The sequence below is a fragment of the Telluria sp. RT2P19 genome (assembly GCF_059685725.1).
Genome location: NZ_JCASIL010000016.1, coordinates 88,669 through 114,264, shown reverse-complemented (window position 1 = coordinate 114,264; position 25,596 = coordinate 88,669). Strand labels below are relative to the sequence as shown.

Below are 25,596 nucleotides of genomic sequence, written 5' to 3'. Positions count from 1 at the left end.
TCGCGGTCGATCACGGACAGCTTCCAGCTGCCCGGCACGGCGCGCCTGGCGATCACCCTGGAAAAGTAATCCGGCGAGAATACCGAGCCGAGCACATAACGGCGGCCCTCGTCGATCGGCACCGGGATGTTGATGGTGGTGACGGGGATCTGCTGCACCGCGCCCTTGATCAGGCCCGAGACCACGGTCCGGCCGCTCTCGATGACCTGGCGGGTGCGGACGCGCACGTAGTCGGGCGGCGGGGGCAGCCTGGCGCCGAGCGGCACCACGGTGTTGATCAGCTGCTGGCCGCTGCCAGGAACAGGATGGTGCGACCGCGGTCGCCGCGGTCGGCGGTGCGTGCATGGCGGTAGAAACTGCGCATGTCGCCATTGGCCAGGTGCGGCGACAGCGCCAGCACGCGCAGGGCGGCCTCGGCGCTGCCCAGTTCGTTGTCCACCAGCAGGGCGGTGGCGTCGGCGGCTTCCTTCATGGCGTGCAGGGCCGCGTCGCGCTCGGAGCGCAGCAGGGTTTCCAGCGCCACGGCGGCGAAGATGGCGATCGGCAGCACGATGGCGCCGCTCATGAGCAGGAGATAGGCACGAATTTTCATGACTATATGGTTATGCCAATGTGGCGGCCGGATCGGCGCATTGCGTCGATCGCTGCCGCCCGCGGCGCTGGCGCCGGCGCCGGTCGGGCCCGGCCAGTTCGAAACAGGAGCCGCCGCGTGGCGCCCTGCGGTGGCGCGCGGGCTTTCGCGTCCGGCGTCGGCGCCCGGACCGACAAGCGCGAGTAGCGTCTATTCGACGGCGCGCCGCAGCTCGCCGGTGCGGTCCAGCACGTAGTGATCGAGGTCGCGCGCCAGCAGCAGCTGGCCGCTGTACTGGGCGCGCGCCTCGTCCTCGAGCAGCGACAGCGGCAGCGGCCCGCCTTCCTGGTAGCGTGGGCTGAAGTGGGTCAGCACCAGGTTGCGCACCCCGGCCTGCTGTGCAAAAAGGCCGATCCGCATGGCCGAACTGTGCCGGGGACCGGGACCGATCTTCTGCAGGACCTCCTCGGTATAGGTTGCCTCGTGCACCAGCACGTCGGCGCCATGCGCGCTGGTGGACAGCAGGTCGGGGCGGTCGTTGTCGCCCGCCACCACGATGCGGCGCGCACGGCGCGGCGGCAGCAGATAGTCATGCGCCCTGACGGCGCGCCCATCGGGCAACACCACGTCGCGGCCCTGCTGGATCTCGCCCCATAGTGCCGACGAGGGAACGCCATCCGCCCGCAGTTTATCCGTATCGAGCCGGCGCTCGATCGCGGCCTCCGTGAACCCATAGGCCCAGGACGGTATGCGGTGGGACAGGGCTGCGGCGTCCACCGCGAACTCGGGCAGCAAAGGCCCCTGCGCCAGGGCGTCCGGCGTGCACCAGGCCAGCGGGTAGGGCAAGTTCAATTCGCTGGCCTGCATGATGCATTCCATCATGGCGCGCAGCGGCGGCGGACCGACGATCGTCAAGGGTTCGCTGCGGCCCAGCAGGCCGGCGCTGGCCAAGAGGCCGGGCAGGCCGTAGCAGTGGTCGCCATGCATATGGGTGATGAACACGGCGCGCAGGCTCATCACCGATAACGGGGTGCGCAGGATGCGGTGCTGCGTGCCTTCGGCGCAATCGACCAGCACCCACGAGCGCGCGCCGCGCAGGCGCAGCGCCAGGCCGGACATATTGCGTTGCCGGGTCGGCGTGCCGGACGACGTGCCCAGGAAGATGAGTTCCATGAAGTGTACTGGCGGGATGACGAACCCCATTATCCGGCAACACCGCCCTGGGCGTCGCGCAGCCAGAACCCGGTGTGCACCACGTGTCGTGCGAGGCGGGAACGCCGCCAGCCGGGCGACCATGCCCCGTTGAACCACGAGAACGACATGCACTGTGACGCCATTCTTGACGCGCCCGCGGCGGGCGACGCCACCGCCCAGGTACTCGATTCGATCGATGGCGCTGCCGGCTGTCGAACCGCCTAGTGCCGGGCTGGCGCCAGGCCGAACAGCAGCGAGCGGTGCGCGCCGACGCCGGCCATCGCGCCATCCGCCACGGCGAGCGCGACCGAGCTGGCCGCGCGCATGGCGTCGCCGCCGGCGAAGACGCCCGGCACCGAGGTCTGGCGGCCCTCGTCGGTGCGGATATAGGGGCCCATGGGGCCGTCCTCGAAGGCGCAACCGAGTCGCTGCGCGATCGGACTGGCCATGTGCAGGCGGCCGAAGGTGAACAGTCCGGCCATCGCTTCGTGCCGGCCGTCGGCCAGGACCACCGTGGCATGGTCGGCCAGGCGCGCGACCGGCGTTTCGTCGACCTGCACGCCGCGCTGCGCCAGATCGGCCCGTTGCGCCGCGTCGAGCGGGCATACGCCATTGGTGAACAAGGTTACCTGGCCCCAGTGCGGCAGCATTTGCGCCTGGTGGACGGACAGCGGGCCGCTGGCCAGCACGCCGATCCGGCCTTCGTTCAATTCATAGCCATGGCAATACGGACAATGGAATACGCTCTGGCCCCAGCGCTCGGCCAGGCCGTCGATCGGCGGCAGCTCGTCGCGCACGCCGGTGGCCAGCACCAGGCGTTTGCCGCGCACGCTGCTTCGGTCACCGAGTTCGACCACGAAGCCGTCGGCATCAGGCCGGGCGTCCTGCGCCAGCCCGTCATGCCAAGCCACGTTCGGATAGGCGGCGACGTTGACGCGGCCCTGGCCTGCGATGGCGGCCGCCGGCTGGCCGTCGCGCGTCAGGAACCCGTGCGAATCGCTGGCAAAGCGGTTGCGGCGCTGGCCGGCGTCCACCACCAGTATCTTGCGCCGCGCGCGCGCCAGTTGCAGGGCGGCCGACAGCCCGGCATAGCTGCCGCCGATGACGATGGCGTCGAATTCAGTCGGGTTGGTGTTCATGGTCGGGCCTTCGGTGTGGATGGTTGTCGTAGCTGCGATTGAAATCGCGCGACAGGTCGGCCAGCGTCACGTCGCCAAGGCGTTTCACCAGCAGCGCCTCGGCTTCCTGGAAAGCGTCCGCCAGCGAGGCGTTGACCACCTGCTCGACCAGGCAGGCGCTGTGCTCGTTGCGGTTGCCCATCGCGAACACCGTGGGGGCGCCGACCGCGTCGTAGACGTCGCGCAGGGTGACCCGGGCCAGGTCGCAGGTGATCGACCAGCCGCCGCCATGGCCGCGCTCCGAACTGATATAGCCGCGCTCGCGCAGGCCCGCCAGCACGCGCCGCACCAGTACCGGATTGGTGTCGAGCATGGCGGCCATCTGCTCCGAGGTCATCGGGCGGTCGCTGTGGGCCAGGTGCAGCAGCACGTGGAGGACGGAAGAAAGTTTGCTGTCGCGTTTCATGTAACTAATGATAGTACAAAAAACCGCGACGGTGTGCCGTTTATCAGCGTTCGGTGCGCGGTTGCTCGACCGCGCCGGTCTTCGGCGGCAGTTTCAAGGTCGGCAGGTACCACCACATATAGGTGCTCACGCAGGCGCCGATCACGATCATCATGAGCAGGATCGCGACGCTATTGAAATGCCGGGTCGACCAGGCCATCGAGCCCCACAGCATGACGGTGGCGACGATCTTGCCTTTCAGTGGAATGCCGTGCCCGGCCTCGAAGTTGGCGAGGTATTTCCCGAACACGGGATGCCGGAGCAGCCAGCGGTGCAGGCGTTCGGAGCCGCGCGCGAAGCAGGCCGAGGCCAGCAACAGGAAGGGCGTGGTCGGCAGCAGGGGCAGGAAGATGCCGAGGATGCCCAGCAGGACAGCCAGTACCCCGGCCACGTTATAGAACAGTTTCATGCCGCCACTCTAGCACCCAGCGCGCGAGCATAGGTGCAACAGCCTGTCGTCGCTCCAATGAGGCAAATGCACTTCATAGTAAAGTGCAACTTTTAGTTCATTTTTGCAACTAATATTTGCAAAATGGGTATAATGCTCGATGCAACGGTGGGCGCATCTGTTCGGCAGCGGCATCGATCGTTGAACGCCCGACCATGCTTTTCTCCTGCTGCCCGATTGTCGCCTGGCGCGTGCCGGCCATCGTCTTCCATGCCTTATTCCACATCGTCCAATCCCTTCGCGGCCAGGTTCGGCGGCTATTTCCACCGGCGCGTGTTGCGCCAGTTCGCGCTCTATCTGGCACTGATGCTGGCCCTCGTCTGGGGCGGGGTGGCGGTGGAGCAGGCGCGCTTCGCCGCGCTGGCCGCAAGCGGCGGCAAGGCCAATGTGCAGAACCTGTCGCGCGCCTTCTCCGAAGAGGTCAAGGCGACGGTAGCACTGGTCGACCTGTCGCTGATCCAGCTGCGCGGTACCTGGCAGCGCGACCCGGCCGATTTCGCCCGCAGCGTGAACGAGCATGCGCGCCACCTGCGGGTGCCGATGCACATCACTGTCACCGATGCCGAAGGCCGGCTGCTGTACACCGACGCCGCGGTGGGGGGGGCCGCGGCGCCGCAGGGATTGTCCCTGGGCGACCTGCGCCAGTTCGCCATCCACCGCGAGCACGGCGGCGACCGTCTTTTCGTCAGCCGCCCGGAGCGCAACCGTCTCTCGCGGCAGTGGATGGTCCAGTTCACGCGCCCGATCCGCACTCCCGACGGCGGCCTGGCCGGCGTGATCGCGGCGGCCGTCCAGCCGGACTACTTCCTGCGCTTCTACGACAGCATCGATCTCGGTCCGGATGCCGCCGTCAGCCTGATGCGGCTGGATGCGACCGTGATCGCGCGCAGCTCGCGCGTGGATGGCAACCGCCACATGGGTACGACGGTTCCCGGCGCCCCGCAGTTGCTGGGCGGGGGCGCCAGCGGCGCCTTCCGCAAGGCGAGCCGCCTGGACGGCATCGAGCGCTTCTATGCCTGGCACAAGCTGCCCGAATATGGCCTGGTGGTCACGGTCGGGCAGGCGGTGCGCGACGCCGAGGCGCGCTTCGCCCAGCAGCGCGAAGTGATGCGCAGCGCGGGCCTGGTCGTGTCGCTCGGACTGGCCATGCTGGGCTGGGCCGCAATCGGCGCGGCCGAGCGCCGCCGGCGTGCACTGAAGGCGCTGGCCGCGGCCGAGGCGCGCTGGAAGATGGCGCTGAACGCGGCCGGGGACGGCGTGTGGGACAGCGACGTGCGCACCGGCCTGGTGACGCTGTCGCCGAACGCCCAGCGCATCCTGGACAGCGAGCACACGGTCGTGTCCTGGTTGGGCGCCGACAGCCTGGCCGGCCTGGTGCATCCTGACGAACTGCCGGCGGTGCGCGCGGCCCTGCGCGCCCACGTCGACGGCCACACTGCCGACTACGCGATGGAACACCGGCTGCGCACGCGCGACGGCGGCTGGCGCTGGATCGAGGCGCGCGGCACCGTCACCGAACGGAGCGAGCGCGGCGAGCCGCTGCGCATGGTCGGCACCTTCTCGAACATCGACACGCGCAAGCAGGAGGAGCAGCGCATGCGGCGCATGGCGCACGAGGATGCGCTCACCGGCTTGCCGAACCGCGTGCTGCTGCACGACCGCATGCGCCAGGCGATCCTGAGCGCCGATCGCGAGGGCCACAAGGTCGGCCTGGTCTATTTTGACCTGGACAATTTCAAGCCGGTCAACGACACCCACGGCCACGCGGTGGGCGACCGCCTGCTGCGCATGGTGGCGCAGCGGGTGCGCGCGGCGCTGCGCGAATCGGACACGCTGGCGCGGGTCGGCGGCGACGAATTCGCGGTGCTGCTGCCGCGCTGCCAGCAACCGCAGGACGCCGAGCGGGTGGCGGCCACCATCCTGGCGCGGCTCGAAGAACCCTTCGACGACGGCGAGCGTATCCTGCGCGTCTCGGGCAGCCTGGGTTACGCGCTGTATCCGGACTGCGGCGCGGGCGACGGCAATGCCGCCGCGGCCGCCGAAGCATTGCTGCACTGCGCCGACCTGGCGATGTACGACGCCAAGGCGCATGGGCGTAATCGCATTTCGGGCAGTTACCGCACGCGCGTCAATTAAACCCGCGCGTGTCCAGCGCCATTCCGCTGGCCGGCTGGGTTGGCATGCGCGACAGGCTGATATGCAGTTGCTGGCGCGGCACGCGGTAGCGCGCCTCGCTGGCCAGCAGATGCAGCGCCGATTTCACCAGTTCCACCGTGGCCGGCTCGCCCGGGCAGCGGTGTCCGTTCAGGTAGTCGCCCGCGCCTTGCGCCACCAGGCTGTGGCCGTCGTCGCGCCAGGCGGCGAAGCGCTCGGGATCGAAACGCCGAGGGGCCGGCCACAGTTCGGGATGGTGATTGGTGCCGTACAGGTCGAGCAGCACCCAGTCGCCTTGCGCGAACCGCAATCCCTTCCATTCGAAGTCGCCGGTCGCGCGGCCACCCACGGCAGGGAAGAACGGGTAGTAGCGCCGCACCTCTTGCGCGAACATCGTCAGCACCGCATCGTCTCCCGTGGCCAGGCGCTCGCGCCATTCGGGAAACTGGTGCATCGCCAGCGCGCCGAACACGATGAAGCGCGCCACCGCCACCGTCGGCCGCAGCAGGTTGATCAACTCGACCGCCGCGACCTTCGTCTCCAGCAGGCGGCCAGCGTGGTCGCGGTGCTGCGCGATCACGGCCAGCGCACTGCCGGGATCGATCTGGTGGCGGCCGCCACGCACCGCGTCGATCAGCGACCGCGCCCAGCGCTCGCAACGCTGGCGCAGCAGTTGCGCGCGCAGGTTGCGCGGCCCGAAGCTGCCGGCGGCATCGACCATCGCCGCCAGTTCCTCGGTGCGCCGTTTAAGTTCACCCGACGCCAGCGGCACGCCGGCCCAGCGGCAGGCGGCATCGGCCAGCGCAGCCTCGGCCTCGCGCAGCAGCACCACGTCGTGCCGCGCGGGCCAGGCGGCGAAGCGCGCGCGCCAGGCTTGCGCGAGACAGGCGACCAGGCGCGCCTGGTAATCCGGCGTGAGCAGCGACATCATGAGCGCCTTGCGGTGCCGGTGCGCGGCGCCGTCGAGCGTCTCGGTGCTGCCGAAGTCCTGCAGCAGCATCAGGACCGTCGGTGGAATGGCGCGCCGCCGTGTGAAGCGGTCGGGCGTGTAGAACAGGCGCGCGGCCTCGGCGCCACGCATGCAGACCGCCTGGCGCAGCATGATGCGGGTCGTGAAGATGTCGCTGCCGAGCCGCTCGCAGCGGCGCGGAATGAAACGGTAGCCTTCGGCGAGCAGGGCCAGCGCGTTGTCGATGCCGCCGGTGCCGGGCACGGCGCGATGTACGGGAATGGACTGGTCCGCCATTGCGGCAGTGCGGTCGTGCTCGATGGTCACGGTCTGCTCCAGGAAGCGTCGTACGCGCCAATCTAGCAGTCTGCGCCGGACGGCGGCGCGCAGGTCGGGGTGCAGTCTGTCAGGGATGCGCGCCGATATCGGGTTCGACCAGGGCCGGCACCACCGGCGCCCTGTGCCGCGGCAGGTAGATGGTGACCGTGGTGCCGGCGCCGGGCGTGCTGTCCAGGCGGATCTGGCCGCCGCTCTGGCGCACGAAGCCGTGCGCCATCGACAGCCCGAGCCCGGTGCCCTTGCCTTCGGGCTTGGTGGTAAAGAACGGTTCGAAGGCGTGCTCCATCACTTCCGGCGGCATGCCGTGGCCGTCGTCGGCGATCGTGATGACGACATAGTCGCCGGGCGCGGGCTCGCCTTCGAGCTGGGCGGCGTCGGGGGAAACGGTGAGGTTGGCCAGCTTGAGCGCGATGCGCCCGCTGCCTTCCATCGCGTCGCGCGCGTTGATTACCAGGTTCAGCAGCACGTGTTCGAGCTGGTTCGGGTCGACCAGGGTAGGCCACAGCTGTGGCGGGGCGCTACGCTCGAGCACGATGTCGTCGCCAGCGGCGCGCTGCAGCAGGCTGTCGCTGCGCTCGAGCAGCTGGGCCACGTCGACCACGCTCGGATGCAGCGGCTGGCGGCGGGCAAACGCGAGCAGCTGGCCGGCCAGCTTGGCGCCGCGGTCCACCGCATCGAGCACGTTGTGCAGGCGCTTGCGGCTGGGAGGCCCTTCGGCGCGCAACATCAGCTGCACATTGGCGCTGATGATGTGCAGGATGTTGTTGAAATCGTGCGCCACGCCGCCGGTGAGCTTGCCGACCGCCTCCAGCTTCTGGGCCCGCGCCAGCGCCTGGCGCGCCTCGACCAGGCGTTGCTGGCGCTGCTGTTCGCGGGCCTCGGCTTCGCGCCGCGGCGTGATGTCGCGCACGAACACGGTGGCGCCGGCGCCGTCGCTCGCGGGCAGCAGGGCCACCGCCAGCTCCACCGGCACCCGCCGTCCGCTCGCGTGCAGCACGTCGGTCTCGGTCGGCTGTCCGGCCACGGGGCCGGCGGCGCCGCGCGTGAAGGCGTCGAACGTGGTGCGGAAGGCGGCGCGCCGCTCTTCGGGCAGCAGCAGCTCGGCCGGGCTGCCGATCGCCGCCGCCGCATCGAGGCCGAAGATGCGCGTGGCCTGCGCATTCCAGTCGGTGATGCGGCCCTCGCGGTCGATGGCGACGAAGCCGTCATGGGCGGTCTCGAGGATTACCCTGGTGCGGCGCCCGTCGGCCGCGATGCGGTCGTGCGATTCGCGCAGTTCGAGCGTCATCGCCCGCGCCAGCTGCAGCGCGCGGCGGCGCGAACCGGCCAGCAGCCACACCACGAGGCTGACCAGGGCGCCCAGCACGACGCCGGTGGCGGCCACCATCTGCGGCCGGCTGTGGTCGAGCGTGGCTTCGAGGCTGGTGCTGGACGCCATCCTGACGGTCCAGATGCGGCCGGCGATGGCCATGCGGGTGGTGGTGGAAAAGCGCCGTGTCCCGGCGCGGTCGGCGCCGGGCGAGCGGTACAGCAGCGCGGCCTGCGTCATGTGGTCGCCGTCGTAGATCTCGACGTCGAGCTGGGGCGCCGCGATGCCGCCCACGCCGCGCATCAGGTCCTTCATGCGAAATGGCGAATAGATCCAGCCCACCAGCGCCGCGCGGCGTTCCTCGACGTTCTCGAGGGCCAGGCCGCTGCGGTACACCGGCAGGTACATCAGGAAGCCGGCGTCGAGGCTGTCGCCGCCTTCCTGCACCAGCACCACCTTGCCGCTGAGCGCGGCCTGGCCGCTGTCGCGCGCCGCCGCCATGGCCGCGCGCCGCACCGGCTCGCCGTACATGTCGTAGCCGAAGGCGCGCAGGTTGCGCGCATTGAACGGTTCGATGTGCGAGATGGCCGTGCGCGGCGTGCCCGCATCGCCCGGGTTGGCCGGGGCGGCCGGATGGACGCGGTAATCGGGAAAGCCCTCGGCGCGTACCTTCGCCTCGTGCGCGGCGACGGCGCCGGGCGGGATCAGGGTGGCGATCGCCAGCGCCTCGAGGCCGGGAAAGGACTGGTCCAGGCGCAGCACCCGGTAGTACTCGGCGAATTCGGCCCGGCTCAGGTCGACCGAGCCGCGCAGGTAGCCGCGCGCGCCGCGCAGCACCTGCTCATAGACCAGCAGGCGGCGCCCGATGGCGTAGCCCATGTCGCGGGTGCGGTAATCGAAGGCTTCATGCAGCTGCGTCTCGGCATTGCGCTGGGCGCTCGACCAGGCGGCGAAGGTGACCAGCAGGGTCAGCACGAACACCAGCAGCGCCATCAGGAGAGGCGCGTGGCCGGCGACGGGCGCCGGCGGCGGGGCTGGGGTGTGGTTGGCGGTCTGCTGCATGTTCCTTGTGCGTGGCAGCCGAGGCGGCGGGGTTGATCGGATTGACGGGACTACGTAGGATACGCACCCTTGGATTGACAGGGCGCACGCGACTTTGCGCCTTTGTTAATAAATCTTGTCAGCCGGGCACGGTGGATGCTCTTTGTCGAATGAAATATTCTAATCTGAAATGTTGCGCCAGGCAGTCCAGGGCGGGATGGGTGCCTTGCGCTTGCCGTCGCTGAAACGCCATTGGCCGCCGAGCGTCGTGGCCGCCCTGTGCGTACTGGCGCTCCTGCTGGCCATGCTGGCGCCATTGCGGGGCGCGAGCCATGTGCTGCTGCTGGCCTTTCCGTCCACGGCCCAGGGCCAGCTGGCGCTGCCGTCCGAGATTCGCCTGACCCGTGGCGTGCGGGACGTGCTGCTGCTGAGGAACGATAGCCGCGTTCCGGTGGTGTTCGGCCCGCTCAAGATCGCGCCCGGCCGCGAGCTGCGCCTGCCGTTCGGCGAAACCGGCATCTACACCTATGCCTGTCCGCCGGTGGTGGGCAAGATGGTGCGGGTGAGGGTGGTCGACGCGCCTGGCCCCGGCTGGGGCCGGCTGCGCTGGCGCCTGGACAATGCGCGCCAGTGGGTGCGCTACCTGCCGCTGAGGGCGCCGGACGAATGAAAAAGCCCTGGGTCGACCGCAATCGTACACCCGCGATGGTGCCGATTCTGTCATCATGGGACCCATGTCGACGATTTCCATGCCACTGTTCCCGCTCAGTACGGTGCTGTTTCCGGACGGGGTGTTGCCGCTGCAGGTGTTCGAGGTGCGCTATCTCGACATGGTCAGCCGCTGCATCCTCGAAGGCACGCCGTTCGGCGTGGTGCTGTTGACGCATGGCCACGAGGTACGCAAGCCCGATGCCGAGCAGGAGCGTTTTGTTGCCGCTGGCACGATTGCGTCGGTCACCGAGACCACCACCGAGTCGCCGGGCCTGCTGCAGGTGCTGTGCCGCGGCGGCGCGCGCTTTTCGGTCGTCACGGCCGAGCAGCGCGTCAATGGCTTGTGGATGGCCGAGGCGCAACTGGTCGAAGATGACCGCACGGTCGGCATCCCCTCCGAGCTCCAGGGCGCGTCCGACGCGCTCGACCGGGTGTTGAACTCACTGCACGACGTACCCCAGCACCGCTGGCCGGTGCAGCCGCCGTTCCGGCTCGACGACTGCGGCTGGGTCGCCAACCGCTGGTGCGAGCTGCTGCCGCTGCCGAACCAGCAAAAGCATCATATGTTAATGCTTGACAACCCCGTGATCCGGCTCGAATTGCTGCATGACGTGCTGGATGAACATGGCTTGATCACTTCCTAGCCACGATTTCAGGGGCCGCCATGACATTCTCGGACGATCTTCTCATCGGGTATATCAACGGCGAACTCGCCGAACCGGCGCGCATGGCGGTCGAACGGGCGATGCGCGCCGATCCGGTGCTGGCCGCGCGCATTGCCCATCACCGGGCCGAACTGCAGCTCGAGGGCAATACTCGCAATACCCGCAATGGCCGCATCAGCCGCATCGGCGTCTCGGCCAACGGCCACGACGGTAACGGCCATGCCCATGCCAGCGCATCCCCCTGCGGCGCCAAGGTCGTGCAGCTCAACAGCCTGCGGCCCGGCCGCACGGTGCCGCCGCCACAGGTCGCCTACAGCAACTGGTGCCGCCGCCACTGGGTGGCGGTCGGCGCGGCGCTGCTGGCGGGGGCCGGCCTGGGCGCCTTCGGCTGGCACAGCCTGGCGCAAGCGCCGGGCCTGGCCACCCTCGACCAAGACAAAGGCGCCCTGGTGGCGCGCGGCCCGCTGGTGGCGGCGCTGGACGGCCAGCTGGCCAGTCCCGGGCCGTCCGCCGGCGGGGTGCGCATCGGCGTCACCTTCGCGGCCAAGGCTGGCGGCTATTGCCGCAGCTTCGTGGTCGACACTACCGCAGGGCTGGCTTGCCTGAAGGGCGGGCGCTGGACGATCCCGGTGCTGGCCCAGGACGCTGCCGGCGCCGCCTGGGTCGACGGCAGCCAGCCGCCGCCCGCCGTGCGCGAGGCGATCGACGCCCGCATCGCCGGCGCCGTGCTCGATCCGGTGGCCGAGCGTGCGGCCCAGCAGCGCGGCTGGACGCGGTGAGCCAATCGCCCGCCAAACCCGAACATGCTGCGTTGCGGCAGGGATGCGCTTTCTTTTGGTAAACTGTCTGAAAACAGGCCGGCATATACATGGGTGGCGATTTCGGGTATCGTGTCACCCGCTAAAAGTGTCTCTACGTCCGCTTTATACGGTTTGCCGGCCGGCTTGTCGCCGGGATGTCCCGCCCGCCAGCTTAATTCCCCGGTCCCCTGCCTGCCATGCGCGCCGGAGCCCGGTTCCCGTTCCGCCCTTCGCTGCGCGTCCGTCGACCCGCGACGGGGAGAACATGCCCGATCGTAGAGCTGAACGAATGAATGCAATTAAAAACTATGTCTGATTCTCCGAGCAATATCGCGAACAACAACGACGCCGCCGTGCCGAACGCCGTACCTGCCGCGCCAGCCGCAGCCACGGCGCCGGCCGTCGCCGTGGCGCCCACGGTACGCTTCGCCGATTTCGGCCTGGCGCCGGAAATCCTGCGCGCGCTCTCGGACCAGGGCTACGTCCACCCGACCCCGATCCAGGCCCAGGCGATCCCGGTGGTGCTGCAGGGCCGCGACGTCATGGGCGCGGCCCAGACCGGCACCGGCAAGACCGCCGGTTTCTCGCTGCCGATCCTGCAACTCCTGATGCCGCACGCGAACGCCAGCATGTCGCCGGCGCGCCATCCGGTGCGCGCCCTGGTGCTGGTGCCGACCCGCGAACTGGCGGTGCAGGTGGCCGACAACGTCAAGGCCTACGCTCGCCACACGCCGCTGCGCGCGACCGTCGTGTTCGGCGGCATGGACATGAAGCCGCAGACCGAGATCCTGCGCCGCGGCGTCGAGATCGTGATCGCGACCCCGGGCCGCCTGCTGGACCACATCGAACAAAAGAACGTCAGCCTGGGCCAGGTGCAGATGCTGGTCATGGACGAGGCCGACCGCATGCTCGACATGGGCTTCCTGCCCGACCTGCAACGCATCATCAACCTGCTGCCGAAACAGCGCCAGAACCTGATGTTCTCGGCCACCTTCTCGCCCGAGATCAAGAAGCTGGCCAATACCTTCCTGAACAACCCGCTGACGATCGAGGTCGCACGCAGCAACGCGACCGCCGAAAAAGTCACGCAAGTCGTCTACAAGGTCGACGAAGAGGCCAAGCGCGACGTGGTCGAACACCTGATCCGCTCGCGCGACATGAAGCAGGTGATCATCTTCTCGAACACCAAGATCGGCGCCTCGCGCCTGTCGAGCCACCTCGAGAAGCGCGGCATCAAGGCCTCGGCGATCCACGGCGACAAGACCCAGCAGGAACGCATGGCGGCGCTCGACGCCTTCAAGAACGGCACGGTCGAAGTGCTGGTGGCGACCGACGTCGCCGCGCGCGGCCTCGACATCTCGGACCTGCCGGCGGTGATCAACTACGACCTGCCGTACAACGCCGAAGACTACGTGCACCGCATCGGCCGCACCGGCCGCGCCGGCGCCTCGGGCGATGCGTTGTCGGTGTACTCGGACAAGGACGAGCGCCTGCTGCTCGACATCGAGAAGCTGATCAAGCAGTCCATCACGCGCGGCACGCTCGAAGGTTTCGTGGCGCCGGGTAGCCGCGGGCGCGAAGGCGGCCGCGAGTTCGGTCGTGAAGGTGGCCGCGAAGGCAGTCGCGACTTCGGCGCGCGCGAGGGTGGCCGTGATGGCGGCCGTGACTACGCGTCGCGCGATGGCGAACGCGGCGCCCGCCGCGGCGACGGCGCACCACGCGCACCGCGGTCCGGACTGGGTCCGGGCGCCCGTCGCGAAAAAATCGATCCGTGGTTCCTCAAGCCCTACGAGCCGACCAGCAGCCCACGCAAGGATGCCGACCTGGCGCCGAGCTCACCGTCCAAGCCGGGCAAGCAGAAGCTGGCTTTCCTGCTCGGTGGTGGGCCGAAACCGCAGGCCTGATCGGCAGAGCGCAAGCACCTCGTCAGCGTAGATGCCTCGTTAACGAGAATGACCTCCAAGCGAGGATGACCCCTAAGCGAGGATGACCCTTAAGCGTAAGCACGCCGTCCCCGCGTTCGCGGGGACGGCGTGCTTACTTCAGCAATCTGAAGTGCCGTCCCGGGCCCGAACCGCAGGTCGCCGAGGGCGATCGTCGTGATCCAACGGGCCTGCCGACGTCGACCTTCCTCGGCCTGCCCGTCATCCCGGTGGTCTACAGCGATGTGGACGACGCGGTGCATGGACGAAACGCCGCCCATGAGCGTCCGCCCCTCCCGTGCCATGGGGTATTACGCGCCGGCAGCACGGCAGGGCAGCGTTGCTTTTGGCGCTGTTCGCGTTAATTATGCGAACCTTTCCCATTCGCGCCGGTCTCAGCCACTGTCGAGTTAACTCATCAGGTGGCAATGATGCAAGGCTTGGTCTTCGAAGAAGTATTTGCCGCGCTGACCTCCCTGCACCTGCATACCGACGAGGTAGCCAGGCTGTGCGCCTGGATCGCGGCGATTGTCCATCCTGGCGAGTGCCTGCACCTCATCGCCCAGGCGGCGGGCACGCCATGCTGCCCGCATTGCCAGTGTCCCCGTGTCCATCGTTGCGGTGCGGCCAGCGGCCTGCAGCGCTGGCGCTGCCTGGCTTGCCGGCGCAGCTTCAACGCGCTGACGAACACGCCGCTGGCGCGCCTGCGCAAGAAAGCCGCCTGGCTACCGTACCTGCAATGCGTGCTCGATTCGCGCACGGTCCGCGCAGCTGCCGAGCTCGTCGGCGTGCACCGCAGCACCAGTTTCCGCTGGCGCCACCGTTTCGTGCCGGGGGCGGCGCGCAAGCGTCCAGATCGCCTTGAAGGCATGGTCGAGGCGGACGAAACCTATCTGCTCGAATCGCAGAAGGGCTCGCGCCACCTGACGCGTCCCGCGCGGCGGCGCGGCGGCGCAGCCAGGCGGCGCGGCATCAGCCGCAAACACGAGTGCCTGCTCGTTGCACGCGACCGGGGCCGGCAGACACTGGATTTTCACACTGGCCGCGGGCCGGTCAGCGCCGTGAAACTCATCGCCTGCCTGCGGCCGGTGCTGGCGCCGGACGCGGTGTTGATCAGCGATTCGGCGGCCGCTTACCGGGCCTTTGCCGACCATGCCGGGATCGCGCACGAGGCCGTCAATCTGCGCGCCGGGGTCAAGGCCCGGGGCGCGATCCACCTGAATAACGTCAACGGCTGGCATGCTCGCTTCAAGACCTGGATCAAGCGCTTCAATGGCATCGCCAGTCGCTACCTGGTGAACTATTCGGGCTGGCAGCGCTTCCTGGTGACGGCGCTTTGCGTACGCCAGCGCAATTGCTGGTCGCAATCATCCAGTGCGCAAAGTGCCGTCGGAAAGAACTGAATTAACGCGCACAGCGCCTTGCTTTTGGCAGGATTAAAATATTTACATGCAATAATGTTTCCTTTTGGGTTTTGTAGTTGGCTTCGAGAATTTTCTCCCAACACTGATCCGCAGGAGTTGTTTTGCATACCGAACGCCAGGCGGTCGCCGCCGCCCAACATCTGACCTATCGCCCGGATATCGACGGCATGCGCGGCATCGCGGTGCTCGTCGTCGTCCTGTTCCACGCCTTTCCCAGCCTGATCGCCGGCGGCTTCGTCGGTGTCGACATCTTCTTCGTTATCTCCGGCTACCTGATCTCGACCATCCTGATCGGGGAATTCGGCAACAAATCGTTCAGCTACGCGAACTTCTACGCGCGTCGCGCGAGGCGCATCTTCCCGGCCCTGATCCTGGTGATGACGGCAACACTGGCATTCGGCTGGATCGCGCTGTTCCCCGATGAATTCAAGCTGCTCGGCAAGCACGTGGTCGGCGGATCCGCCTTCCTGTCGAATGTCTTCCTGTGGTACGAGGTGGGTTACTTCGACACCGCTGCCGAAACCAAGCCGCTGTTGCACCTGTGGTCGCTGGGCATCGAGGAGCAGTTCTATATCTTCTGGCCGATCCTGCTCGCCCTGGCCTTCAAGTTCCGTGCGAGCGTGTTGTGGCTGACCATGGTCCTGCTGGTGGTGTCATTCGGCATCAACGTCGGCGGCATCGAACAGTACCCGAGCGCGACCTTCTACTCGATCGCCAGCCGCGCGTGGGAACTGTTGATCGGCGCGCTGCTGGCCTGCCTGGCCCTGCGCAGCGCCGCGCACCCCGTGGCCGCGGCAAACGGCGCGGCCTGGCGTCACGCGCTGTCCTTCGCCGGCATCGCCCTGATCGCCGCCGCCTGCCTGCTGGTGCGGGGCGGGCAGGGCTTTCCCGGCTGGTGGGCGCTGATGCCCACCGTCGGCGCCGCCTGCCTGATCGGCGCCGGCCCGTGGGCATGGGTGAACCGGGTCATCCTGTCCAACCGTTTGCTCGTCTGGGTCGGCCTGATCAGTTATCCGCTCTACCTGTGGCACTGGCCGCTGCTGTCCTTCGCCCAGATCGTCGAGTCGGGCACGCCGGCGCTGGAGATCCGCGTCGTGGCGGTCGCAGCGGCGGTGCTGCTGGCCTGGCTGACCTATGGGGTGATCGAGCAGCCGATACGCCGGCAGCGCCATCATGGCACGAAGGTGGCGGTCGTCCTGGCGCTGCTGGTGGTGGCGGTCGGCGCCTTCGGCGGCTGGATCTACAGGAACGAAGGCCTGCCGCAGCGGGCGCGCATCGTCGATAACGCAAATCTCCAGAAGTCGCTGGTCATCGTGGAAGACCGCGAGAATGCCGCCGCCTGCAAAAGGGAATACGGCTTCGAGACGATCTACGAATACTGCCTGAAGTCGAAGATCGGCAGCCCGCCGACGGTCGCGCTGGTCGGGGACAGCCACGCCTATCACGTCGTCGCCGGCCTCACGAAATACTATGACGCGCGTGGCGAGAACCTGGTCTTCCTCGGCACCGCCATCCCGCTCATCGGCGTCACGGCGAGCCTGACCGACCATTACCAGGCGGCGACGCCGAAGATGCTGGAACTGGCCCTGACGACCCCCAGCATCAAGAAAGTCATCTTTTCGACGATCCTCAGGCATACCAACGGAACCGACGACGGCAAGCGGCTCGTCGAGCAATTCCGTACGACCCTGAAAACCTTCCTCGATGCGGGCAAGGAAGTCATGTATTTCTATGATGTCCCGATCCTGGACTTCGATCCACGCGCCTGCATCCTGCGCGCCGGCGTGGCCAGCTCGACGACCAACCGCGAGTGCGCCATGAAGGCCGGGGACCATGACGACGCCGTGAAGGAGCATAACGAGATCGTCGCTTCGGTGTTGAAGGAATTCCCGACCGTGACGACGTTTTCGCCGGCTAAATACCTGTGCGACGACGAGCAGTGCAAGGGCATGATCGACCGCTCATTGATGTACCGCGACACGAATCACCTGACGTATGAGGGCGACCTGTATATCGGTGAGAAGTTTGCCGAGGAACAGAAGGCGCTGGGTCGTTAAGTGTCCGCGGCTTCGCGCAACTGACCGCGTTGGCGCCCGATGATGGCCCACTGTTCTTGCAAACAAATGTTTCCCACAAACGCCCTGCAACAGGGTTTGTATTCGCCACCTGCAAGAACAAGTTTGCTGCAGCCTGGGGGAGCCTAGGGGGGCGTGACAGCCCCCTTGGACCCAGGAAGACCTTGCGCGAGGGCTCTACCGAGCGTATTCCTCACAAACGCCATCGTTGAGGCTGTAGCTCGAGGCAACGGCATAACCTTCTGCCGAGTACCGGGTAACCAGAAGACTTTTCGATACATCGTAGGTACCACCGTTCAACGCCGGTCGGTAAAACGCACTTCGAGATCCTCTATGTCGTTTGAGTGCAGTATCGACCGGCTCGCCGCTCACGTGGGGCAAGCAGGCAAACATGGTGGTCCCAGGCCGGTTGAGCCGCCAGCGGAGCACGTTGCCAACTGGGGAAGCTATCGGCTGTCATGACAGACAGGGACCGGTCCAGATCAAGCATGGCGCATCAAAGGCGCAACGCTACTCCGCCACGTAGATCGTCGCCTGTCGCAGCAGCAATTTCCATGTGCCCGACGCATCGCTCCAGATTTCCGTCGTACGCCGGCGCAGTTGCTTGCCGGCCATCTTGGCATGGCCCTGGGGCTTGAGGCTTTCTTCCCCCATCAGCACGACTTCGTGCTCGCCCTTGCGCGCCGCATATTCGACGGCGCGATCCAGGCTGGCGTAATCGATCAAGCCCGTTTTCAGGTTGGCGACCGCATCGCGCTTGCGGGCAATCTTGTTGTAGGGGTTATTCACCACGGCCTCGTCGTCGAACATGCTCTCGAACACCGCCACGTCCTTGCGCAGAATCGCTTGATCGAAGCGCACGGCCGCTTCCAGGGCCGCCGCGATTTTCGGAATCTTGACCGCCTGCTCTGCCTGCGGGGTGGTGGCTACCCACGCCGCATGCGCGGGCAGGACAAGGCTACACAACAGGATAAACAACGCGCTCGGAGCGTGCATGGTCGGATTCCTGGTTGAGATGGCGGTTCAGACGGATGGCCGCACCGGCGCGGTCAATCAACCCATCATACGCTTAGCACCGGCAGAGCCGGCTGGCATTTCGCAATTGGCGCACTGCTGATCGTTCGCTCAGCAAAAATGCCGTGTATTCTGAAGGCGCGACGCGTTGGAGCAGGACGTGGCGAACTTCAATGGCGCACCACATCAATGCCCACCACCGGCGATTCACGCAATGGCTGGCATGTCACGCTGGCGTCGCGTCTTCTGGAATTGAATCGTCGTGTTCTGGGACGGCTGGTTCTTCGAGCCGTCCGAGCCGCGAAGCAGGCGCCGGCTGCGCCTTCACGCAGCCCGCTTGAGCGCCGCCCCGACCCGGTCCAGCAAGTCCTGGTGCTGGTAAGGCTTGGACAATACATCGAGCGTGCCGCTGGGCTTGCCGCGTCCCGGCAGCTCGTCCATGTAGCCGGTAGTGACCAGCACCGGCAACCCAGGGCGTTTCGCATGTACGCGCTCGATCAGTTCCAGCCCATTCATGCCACCCGGCATGATGACGTCGGTGAACAGCAGGTCGGCCTTCTCGCCGCTTTCCAGCAAGCCCAGCGCGCGTTCGCCGCTTTCCGCAGCCACGACCTCGTAGCCGGCCATCTCGAGCATGCTCTCGGCCAGCTCGCGCACGTCGTCGTTGTCCTCGACCACCAGAATACGGCAGCGCCGCTGCTGCGGCTCGTCCTGGGTGCCGCCGCGGTGCTCGGCCAGCGAGGTGTCGTCGCTGGCGGCCTGCTCGGCCACCCGGAACACCATCCGCACCCGGGTGCCTTCGCCGGGCGCGCTCTCGATGTCGAGCTTGCCGTGCGACTGCTGCACGAAGCCGTGCACCATCGCCAGGCCCAGGCCGGTGCCCGGCCCCTTGGTGGTGAAGAACGGCTCCGTGGCGCGGCGCTTGACCTCGGGCGTCATGCCCTCGCCCTCGTCCTTCACGTAGATGCAGACATAGTCGCCCGGGCTCAGGCCCAGCCGGCGGCGCCGTTCGTCGCCCAGCACGGCGGTGCCGACCGTGACCGCGCCGCCGCCCGGCATCGCGTCGCGCGCATTGAGCACCACGTTCAGCAGCGCCATCTCGAGGTAGGTCGGGTCGATCGTACAGGCCGGCAGGCCGGGTTTCAGGTCGAGCCGCAGGTCGACCTTGTCGCCCAGGCTGCGCACCAGCATGTCGGAGAAGTCGACCACCAGGCTGTTCAGGCTCAGGCGCTTCGGTTCCAGGCGCTGCTTGCGCGCAAAGGTCAGTAGTTGCTGGGTCAGTTTGCCGGCCTGCATGGTCGCGCGCTGGGCACGCCGGATCGGCTCGGTCGCCTTGTGCTGGCCGCCGGTGCCCAGCAGGGCGACTTCCAGGTTGCCGTTGATAATTTGCAGCAGGTTGTTGAAATCGTGGGCCATGCCGGCCGACAGCTGGCCGATGGCTTCCATCTTTTGCGCCTGCAGGTACGATTCCTGGTTGTTGCGGCGCTCGGTGATGTCCATCTGCGAGGCGAAGAAATACAGGATCTTGCCGTCCTGATCGAAGATGGGACCGAAGAACAGCGCGTTCCAGAACGGTGTGCCGTCGGCCTTGTAGTTCAACAGGTCCACCGCCACCGCACGCTGCTGTTCCACCGCCTGGCGCAGTTCGGCCACCGTGGCGCGGTCGGTGTCGGGGCCTTGCAGGAGGCGGCAGTTGCGGCCCAGCAGCTCGTCCTCGCGGTAGCCGGTCAGGTCCGTGAACGCACCGTTGGCGAACACGATCGGATTGTCGTGCTGGCGCGGATCGGTGATCAGCATCGGCATGCGGGTCATCTCGACCGCGGCGAAGAAGATATTGCCGCGCTCTTCCAACCCTTCGGACTCGATATAGCTCGATTGCCAGTGGTGGATGCCGGGATTGTCCTCGGGCGCGCCCATCGGGTGGACCGCATTGCCTTCGACGTCGCCGTCCGCCGGCACGCCGCGGCTCTGGCCGCCGCCTTGCACGTCAAGTTCCTTCTTGAGTGAATCGTTTTTTGTCGGTCCGAGTACCATGGTGCATCCTTGGCGGTGCGGGCGGGCAGCATGCCAGCCTGTGTGCCTCTACTGTAGCCGGAGCGCGTGCAGTGATTCCGTACGTGAGCGCACACAGGCGCCCGCGCACGGCTCAAAACAAGGTCAGGGCAGCGGGGATGCGATGACGATCTCGCCCAGCGCGATGCCCAGCTGGCGGGTGTCTTGCGAACCGTCGACTTCCTTGGGTGAGATCGGCTGCGGCACCTCGATCACGATGCTGCGCTGGGCGCCGTCGGTGTCGAGCGTGACCAGCACGTTCTTCATCGGATGATGGGGTACCCGGAAGCTGGCGCTGGCGTCGCCGACGCGCAGCACGAACGGCAGCTCGGCATTGCCGGCGTAGCTGGACGCGCGGATCTTGAAGCGCACTTTCTGCGGCAATACGGTATTGAGGTGCAACACCACCTGCTTGCCGTTCGACCAGGCGCCGAACGATTCCGGATTCGACAGCCCCTCGGCGCTGGCGACGATGCCGCCCAGCGGCTTGCTGAAGTCGATCTGGCCGATGCGGCTCTCCGGCACGCTCAGGCGATACAGCGAGAATTCGTCGGTGGCCACGACCGGCTTGTACTGGGGCGGCATGGCATGGTTGCGCATTACCAGCAGCCACTTGTGGTGGGCCGGCAATTCGTCTTCGGCGATCGGCGCGTTGTCCTCGAGCAGCAGCAGCTCGGTGTCCTTGTCGTCGATGTGGAACTGCGCGCGGATCATCTCGATCGCATTGAAGCCGGCCACCGTCAGGTACTTGCGCTCGGCCGCCGGCACATGGGCCAGCACGGCGGCGCCGGCGCGGTCGGCGGCCGTGATCTCGTGGTTGTACTTCGCCGTGATGTAGTGCGAGGACGACAGGCCGCCCACGATCAGCAGGGGCAGGGCCAGGTACAGGAACAGGTGCGCCGCCAGCGCCTTGCCCAGCGCCCAGGCGAGCAGGGTGGCCAGGCCGATGGCGAGGATGGCGCGGCCCTGCCAGCCGTCCGGCTTGAACTTGAAGATGTCCGGGCCGTCCACCGGGTTGTACGAGTAGCCCGGCAGCTTGACCAGCGCCAGCACCATCAACAATGCGATGACGGCCGCGATGGCCCAGCGCAGCGCCGGACGCGGCGTGGTATCCGGCCGGCCCAGGGTCGCCGCCGCGACCAGCCACAAGAGCGGCAGTGCGAAGCTGTAGTAGCGCATGTGCAGGCGCAGTCCTTCATCGGCCGGCGCGCCGGGATTGACCAGCGAGGCAGTGAACAGAATCGTGACGCAGACCGTCGCGCCGATGACCAGCAGGGTCCAGGCATGCAGCAGCGCGGCGCCAGCCTGCGCGGTCCCGGCCTGGGCACGCACCGGCTTGCGCAGCACCGCATACAGCAGCACCGCCAGCGGCAGCGGCACCAGCGTCGCCAGCACCATCAGGTGGCCCTGGCCGCTCACCAGCACCGGGCCGACCGTGTCGGCCAGCGTGCGCGCGCCCGCCGAATTGGCATTGGCCTGGTAGAAGCCGCCCAGCAGTTGCAGGCCGGCCGGACCGGCCAGCAGCCAGCCGAGGCCGAACTTGACGGCGGCGCCCGAGGCCAGGGTGACGGCCACCGATCCCACGGCCGGCAGCAGCCAGGAGCCGCCGGCGGCCCAGCGCGCATACAGCATGAACAGCACCAGCGGCGGCACCAGGAACAGGGCGTGCACCTTGATCAGGGACATCAGCCCCAGCACCACGCCCAGCGCCAGGCTCCAGCGCAGCCAGTGCCACTGGATCTTCGCCAGCGCGACCCAGCTGAGCACGCAGAAACCGAAGTAATACGCGGTCTCGGGCATGAAGTAGGTGGTGTACAGGTTCAGCGGGGCCAGGGTGGCGGCGACCGCGATGGCCAGCGCCACGCCGCGGCCGGTGACCTGGCGCGCGATGCCATACACGAAGGGCGCCGCCGCCACCATGAACAGCACGTTGGCCAGGTGGATGCAGTCGTAGAAGCGCGCGCCGCAGGCATTGCTGCCGCGCGCCAGCCACAGGTAGAGCCAGGACGGCACGATCGATTCGCCCAGCTCCTGCAGGCGCGCCATGCGGCTGTAGGACCATTCGTCGGCCATGATCTGCGGCTGCGTGCCCCAGGTGCGCAGGATCAGGTAGGCGGTGATCGCGGCGAACAGCGCGCCCACGGCGAGCCGGGCGCCGCTGCGCATGCCTGGTCCGGCGCCCAGGGTGGCATGTTCTTGTCGGTCGAATGCGGTCATGTCGGTCCAGTTGGTGTCAATGCGGCCAATGAGGCCAATGGGGCCAATGCGTGCCAGGAAAATGAAGGGTCAGTGCGGGCCGGCACGCCAGCGCGCCAGGGCGTCCTGCATGCGTTCCCAGGTAAAGAACTTGCGTTTTTCGTAGTACAGCGGTCCCGCATGCGGACGCTCCAGGGTGCGCGCCGGCGCCACCGGCTGCACCGATTCGACGCCGCGTACCAGGTAATGCCAGGCCACCGGCGGGAACAGCCCGACCCAGGTGGTCAGCTGCGATGGATACATCAGGCAGCAGCGCAGGTTGCGCAGGCGCTCGGCCCAGGGGATGGCGAGGACCTCGATCGGCCCGTTCGCCGGCAGCGGCGCCAGCACCCGGAACAAGGGGCCGGGCAAGCCAGCGGCCTGGTACAGCGAATACTGCCAGGTGCGCGCCAGCAGGCCACGCTGCTCGGCCTGGCGCACGGCCAGCGCGTGCAGCGCGTCGTGGTCGTGGTGGCCGCCCTCCCAGGCCGTCACGTGCAGGGCTTCGATCGCAATATGCTCGTCGAGCCAGCGACCGATCCAGGCGTAGGCCTGGTCCAGGCGCAGCGGCAGTTGCGCGTCGCCGATGCCGAGCTGTTCGCCGGCGAAGGCGATGTCGGCATCCATCACGCCGACGCGGTGCAGGACCGCGCGCGATTCGGCGTTGCGCTGGGCGACCGTGGCGCGCGCGGTGCGGCCATCGGTCAGGTAGGCGCAGGCGACGCGCACGCCGCGCGCGCGGTAGTGGGCGATGCGCTGCAGCACGCCGAATTCGTCATCCTGGTGCGCGAACAAAAACAGCGCGACCGCCTGGATCGGTTCAGTAGGCATCGAAGTCGAGGAAGCTGAACTGGATGCGGCTGGGGTCGAGCGCGCTCACGCGCTCGCTGAACGAGCGGTAGATCAGGTTCAGCGGCGACGGCCGCAGCTTCATCGGGATACTGGCGTAGTTCCAGTAGTTGGCGCTGCTGTCGGGCGCCAGGCCGATGAACAGGCGCAGGGGCGACAGCGCGCGCCGTTCGCCATCGACCGGCGCGGCGGACGCCGCCGGGCCCAGCTCGGCGTAGGCCGGCAGGCGGCTGCCCATGGCGGCGGCGTACAGCTGGCGCCGCGCCGCGCCATCGCGCCGCGCTACCGGATTGTGCGGATTGGCGCAGCGCCAGGCCAGCGCCGCCTCGCTCCAGCTGCGCTCGAACGACAGCGCTTGCGGCGCCGGGCGCGCGCCGTGGCGCAGGCGGCCCAGGCCGACCCGCGCTTCCAGCGGGCGCACCAGCTGGAAGCCCAGCTTGCGCACGAAGCCGGGGGTGCTGTTGGCGTTGGCCACGCCGTACACGCCGTCGTAGCCGGCGGCGGCGCCGGCCTCGAAGGTCATCGCGGCCAGCTTGGTAAACAGGCCCTTGCCCTGGTAGTCCGGATGGGTGGCGGTGTTCAGCGACAGCAGCACGGTGACTTCGCGGCCCTCGACCCAGGCGCGCGCCGGGATGCAGACGTAGTGGGCGGCCAGGTTGTCGCCATCCCAGGCGTCGTAGCCGACCGCCTGGCCGTCCGGGTTGGCCAGGTACAGCCAGTCGAGATAGGCCGGCGTGAACTTGTTGACGCCGGGGAAGCAGGCCGCGAACAGGGCGCCGTAGCGCGCGATGGTGGCCGGGTCGTGCTGGACGGGAGCGAAGCGCATCACTTGTAGATCCAGTGTTTGCTGAGGATATAGCCGTTGACTGCCGTGATCGGCAACGAGAACAGCTTTCCGAACAGCGGATTGTCGAGGAACGTGGCGAACAGCGCCACGCAGGCCAGCATCATCGAGTAATTGATGGCGATCACGCACAGGAAGCGCGCGAAATTGCCGGCGCTGGCGCTGGCATTGAACGTCACGCGGGTGTGGAAGGCGTAGTTCACCAGGAGCCCGGTGCCGAAGCCGGCGCTGGCGGCGAGCGAATAGTGCACGCCCAGCGACAGCAGCAGGTGCATCAGGCCGACGTCGATCAGCGCGCACATGGTGCCGCCGGCGACGAACACCATGAACTGGCGCGAACGCAGGGTGGCCATCATGGTGCGGCGCGCCGGAACAGCGTCTTCTTGTGCAACGGCCGGGTCGGCACCGAGGCGATGTCGTAGGCCAGGAAGGCCAGGATCAGTTGCACTCCCATGATGACCGGCAGCGCCGCCAGCATCACGCTGCCGGCCGGGGTGGCGACGTCGCTCTCGGCCGAGCCGATCCAGCGCGTCAGGCCATACACGGTGCCGAAGCCCAGCAGCCCCAGGCCCAGCGGCAGCTCCAGCGAAGCCAGCGACATATTGCGCAGGTAGTAGTTGTAGAACAGGCGCTTGGCCAGGTTGCGCACGTGCTTGGCGGCGAACTCGGTGACCACCTTCGAGATCTTGAGGTTGCTGACCTCGTCGCCATACTTGGCGTCCATCGGCACGTCGGCCACCACCGCGCCCAGCGTATTGAGACGGAACAGCATGTCGGTCTCGAAGAAGTAGCGCCGGCTGATCTTGTCGAACGGCAGGTGGCGCGCGCAATCGGCGTGGATCGCCGTATAGCCATTGGTGGGATCGAACAGGTTCCAGTAGCCCGACGATACCTTGGTCATCAGGGACAGCACCGCATTGCCGAACAGGCGCATGGCGGGCATCTGGCGGATCTGCTCCAGGTCGAAGAAGCGGTTGCCCTTGGTGTAGTCGGCTTCGCCGGCCAGGATCGGCGCGACGAAGTCGGGCAGCAGGGCGGCGTCCATCTGGCCGTCGCCGTCGATCTTGACGATCACCTGCGCGCCGTCGCGAATCGCGGCGCGGTAGCCGGTCATCACGGCCCCGCCCACGCCCTGGTTCTCGGCATGTTCGAGCACTGTCACGCGCGGGTCGCTGCAATTGGCGCGCACGAAGGCGCCGCTGGCGTCAGGGCACTTGTCGTCGACCACATAGATGCGCGTGACCTCGGGCCCGATGCCGCCGATCACGCCCAGGATGTGGCGCGTGACGCGGTAGCTCGGGATCACCACGGCGATCGTCGCGATCGTGGCGGTGGCAGGGATGGCGACGGCGCCGGGGGTGTCCACTAAGGAATTTA

At 67.7% G+C, this 25,596-nt stretch carries 21 protein-coding genes; 7 read left to right on the top strand and 14 right to left on the bottom strand.

Annotation, left to right across the window (positions count from 1 at the left end; genetic code table 11):
- Positions 1-277: 277 nt before the first annotated feature.
- The 5 genes from AC56KW_RS19210 to AC56KW_RS19190 all read right to left on the bottom strand — a co-directional run bounded on the left by AC56KW_RS19210 (position 278) and on the right by AC56KW_RS19190 (position 3,797).
- The gene (locus AC56KW_RS19210; RefSeq protein ID WP_497172272.1) at positions 278-592 is read right to left on the bottom strand and encodes a hypothetical protein; all 315 of its coding nucleotides are present in this window, start codon (positions 590-592) and stop codon (positions 278-280) included.
- A gap of 189 nt (positions 593-781) precedes the next feature.
- A complete protein-coding gene (locus AC56KW_RS19205; protein ID WP_497172271.1) occupies positions 782-1,744 on the bottom strand; it encodes an MBL fold metallo-hydrolase in 963 nt (320 codons plus the stop codon).
- Positions 1,745-1,986: 242 nt separating this feature from the next.
- Positions 1,987-2,904: an NAD(P)/FAD-dependent oxidoreductase gene (locus AC56KW_RS19200; RefSeq protein WP_497172270.1), complete on the bottom strand. Its 918-nt coding sequence runs from the start codon at positions 2,902-2,904 to the stop codon at positions 1,987-1,989.
- Positions 2,885-3,349, bottom strand: a complete 465-nt coding sequence (locus AC56KW_RS19195) for an Rrf2 family transcriptional regulator (RefSeq protein ID WP_497172269.1) — start codon at positions 3,347-3,349, stop codon at positions 2,885-2,887. Before AC56KW_RS19195 ends, AC56KW_RS19200 begins: the two co-directional genes overlap by 20 nt.
- 43 nt (positions 3,350-3,392) lie before the next feature.
- Positions 3,393-3,797 (bottom strand): YbaN family protein, encoded by a 405-nt coding sequence (locus tag AC56KW_RS19190; protein ID WP_497172268.1) that lies wholly within the window; start codon positions 3,795-3,797, stop codon positions 3,393-3,395.
- A gap of 249 nt (positions 3,798-4,046) precedes the next feature.
- Between AC56KW_RS19190 and AC56KW_RS19185 the strand changes: the two genes are divergently transcribed.
- On the top strand, positions 4,047-5,972 hold the full coding sequence (locus tag AC56KW_RS19185) for a sensor domain-containing diguanylate cyclase (RefSeq protein ID WP_497172267.1): 1,926 nt from the start codon (positions 4,047-4,049) through the stop codon (positions 5,970-5,972).
- Here the strand turns inward: AC56KW_RS19185 and AC56KW_RS19180 are convergent.
- Together AC56KW_RS19180 and AC56KW_RS19175 are read right to left on the bottom strand one after the other, a co-directional pair.
- Positions 5,965-7,266 carry a cytochrome P450 gene (locus AC56KW_RS19180; protein WP_497172266.1) on the bottom strand — a complete coding sequence of 434 codons (1,302 nt, stop codon included), beginning with the start codon at positions 7,264-7,266 and terminating at the stop codon, positions 5,965-5,967. The genes AC56KW_RS19185 and AC56KW_RS19180 overlap by 8 nt on opposite strands.
- 79 nt (positions 7,267-7,345) lie before the next feature.
- Positions 7,346-9,649: a CHASE domain-containing protein gene (locus AC56KW_RS19175; RefSeq protein ID WP_497172265.1), complete on the bottom strand. Its 2,304-nt coding sequence runs from the start codon at positions 9,647-9,649 to the stop codon at positions 7,346-7,348.
- Between the two features lie 169 nt (positions 9,650-9,818).
- Here AC56KW_RS19175 and AC56KW_RS19170 point away from each other — a divergent pair, with 169 nt between their 5' ends.
- The 6 genes from AC56KW_RS19170 to AC56KW_RS19145 all read left to right on the top strand — a co-directional run bounded on the left by AC56KW_RS19170 (position 9,819) and on the right by AC56KW_RS19145 (position 17,207).
- The gene (locus AC56KW_RS19170; protein WP_497172264.1) at positions 9,819-10,298 is read left to right on the top strand and encodes a hypothetical protein; all 480 of its coding nucleotides are present in this window, start codon (positions 9,819-9,821) and stop codon (positions 10,296-10,298) included.
- A gap of 64 nt (positions 10,299-10,362) precedes the next feature.
- The gene (locus tag AC56KW_RS19165) at positions 10,363-10,983 is read left to right on the top strand and encodes an LON peptidase substrate-binding domain-containing protein (protein ID WP_497172263.1); all 621 of its coding nucleotides are present in this window, start codon (positions 10,363-10,365) and stop codon (positions 10,981-10,983) included.
- A gap of 20 nt (positions 10,984-11,003) precedes the next feature.
- Positions 11,004-11,783, top strand: coding sequence for a hypothetical protein (locus tag AC56KW_RS19160; protein WP_497172262.1), 780 nt, complete (start codon positions 11,004-11,006; stop codon positions 11,781-11,783).
- Between the two features lie 329 nt (positions 11,784-12,112).
- The gene (locus tag AC56KW_RS19155) at positions 12,113-13,708 is read left to right on the top strand and encodes a DEAD/DEAH box helicase (RefSeq protein ID WP_497172261.1); all 1,596 of its coding nucleotides are present in this window, start codon (positions 12,113-12,115) and stop codon (positions 13,706-13,708) included.
- 446 nt (positions 13,709-14,154) lie between these two features.
- Positions 14,155-15,129: an IS1595 family transposase gene (locus tag AC56KW_RS19150; protein WP_497172260.1), complete on the top strand. Its 975-nt coding sequence runs from the start codon at positions 14,155-14,157 to the stop codon at positions 15,127-15,129.
- 122 nt (positions 15,130-15,251) lie between these two features.
- The gene (locus tag AC56KW_RS19145) at positions 15,252-17,207 is read left to right on the top strand and encodes an acyltransferase family protein (RefSeq protein ID WP_497172259.1); all 1,956 of its coding nucleotides are present in this window, start codon (positions 15,252-15,254) and stop codon (positions 17,205-17,207) included.
- A 528-nt stretch (positions 17,208-17,735) separates the two neighbouring features.
- Here the strand turns inward: AC56KW_RS19145 and AC56KW_RS19140 are convergent.
- The 7 genes from AC56KW_RS19140 to AC56KW_RS19110 all read right to left on the bottom strand — a co-directional run bounded on the left by AC56KW_RS19140 (position 17,736) and on the right by AC56KW_RS19110 (position 25,585).
- Positions 17,736-18,221, bottom strand: a complete 486-nt coding sequence (locus AC56KW_RS19140) for a nuclear transport factor 2 family protein (RefSeq protein ID WP_497172258.1) — start codon at positions 18,219-18,221, stop codon at positions 17,736-17,738.
- A gap of 342 nt (positions 18,222-18,563) precedes the next feature.
- The gene (locus tag AC56KW_RS19135) at positions 18,564-20,273 is read right to left on the bottom strand and encodes a response regulator (RefSeq protein ID WP_497172257.1); all 1,710 of its coding nucleotides are present in this window, start codon (positions 20,271-20,273) and stop codon (positions 18,564-18,566) included.
- A 123-nt stretch (positions 20,274-20,396) separates the two neighbouring features.
- On the bottom strand, positions 20,397-22,508 hold the full coding sequence (locus AC56KW_RS19130) for an ArnT family glycosyltransferase (RefSeq protein ID WP_497172256.1): 2,112 nt from the start codon (positions 22,506-22,508) through the stop codon (positions 20,397-20,399).
- 69 nt (positions 22,509-22,577) lie between these two features.
- Entirely contained in the window at positions 22,578-23,357 is a 780-nt protein-coding gene (locus AC56KW_RS19125; protein ID WP_497172255.1) for a PIG-L deacetylase family protein, read from the bottom strand.
- On the bottom strand, positions 23,347-24,201 hold the full coding sequence (locus tag AC56KW_RS19120; RefSeq protein ID WP_497172254.1) for a GNAT family N-acetyltransferase: 855 nt from the start codon (positions 24,199-24,201) through the stop codon (positions 23,347-23,349). The genes AC56KW_RS19125 and AC56KW_RS19120 overlap by 11 nt, the downstream gene beginning before the upstream one ends.
- Complete coding sequence (locus AC56KW_RS19115; RefSeq protein ID WP_497172253.1) at positions 24,201-24,575, bottom strand: GtrA family protein; 375 nt, start codon at positions 24,573-24,575, stop codon at positions 24,201-24,203. Before AC56KW_RS19115 ends, AC56KW_RS19120 begins: the two co-directional genes overlap by 1 nt.
- The gene (locus AC56KW_RS19110; RefSeq protein ID WP_497172252.1) at positions 24,572-25,585 is read right to left on the bottom strand and encodes a glycosyltransferase family 2 protein; all 1,014 of its coding nucleotides are present in this window, start codon (positions 25,583-25,585) and stop codon (positions 24,572-24,574) included. The genes AC56KW_RS19115 and AC56KW_RS19110 overlap by 4 nt, the downstream gene beginning before the upstream one ends.
- Between the last annotated feature and the right edge of the window lie 11 nt (positions 25,586-25,596).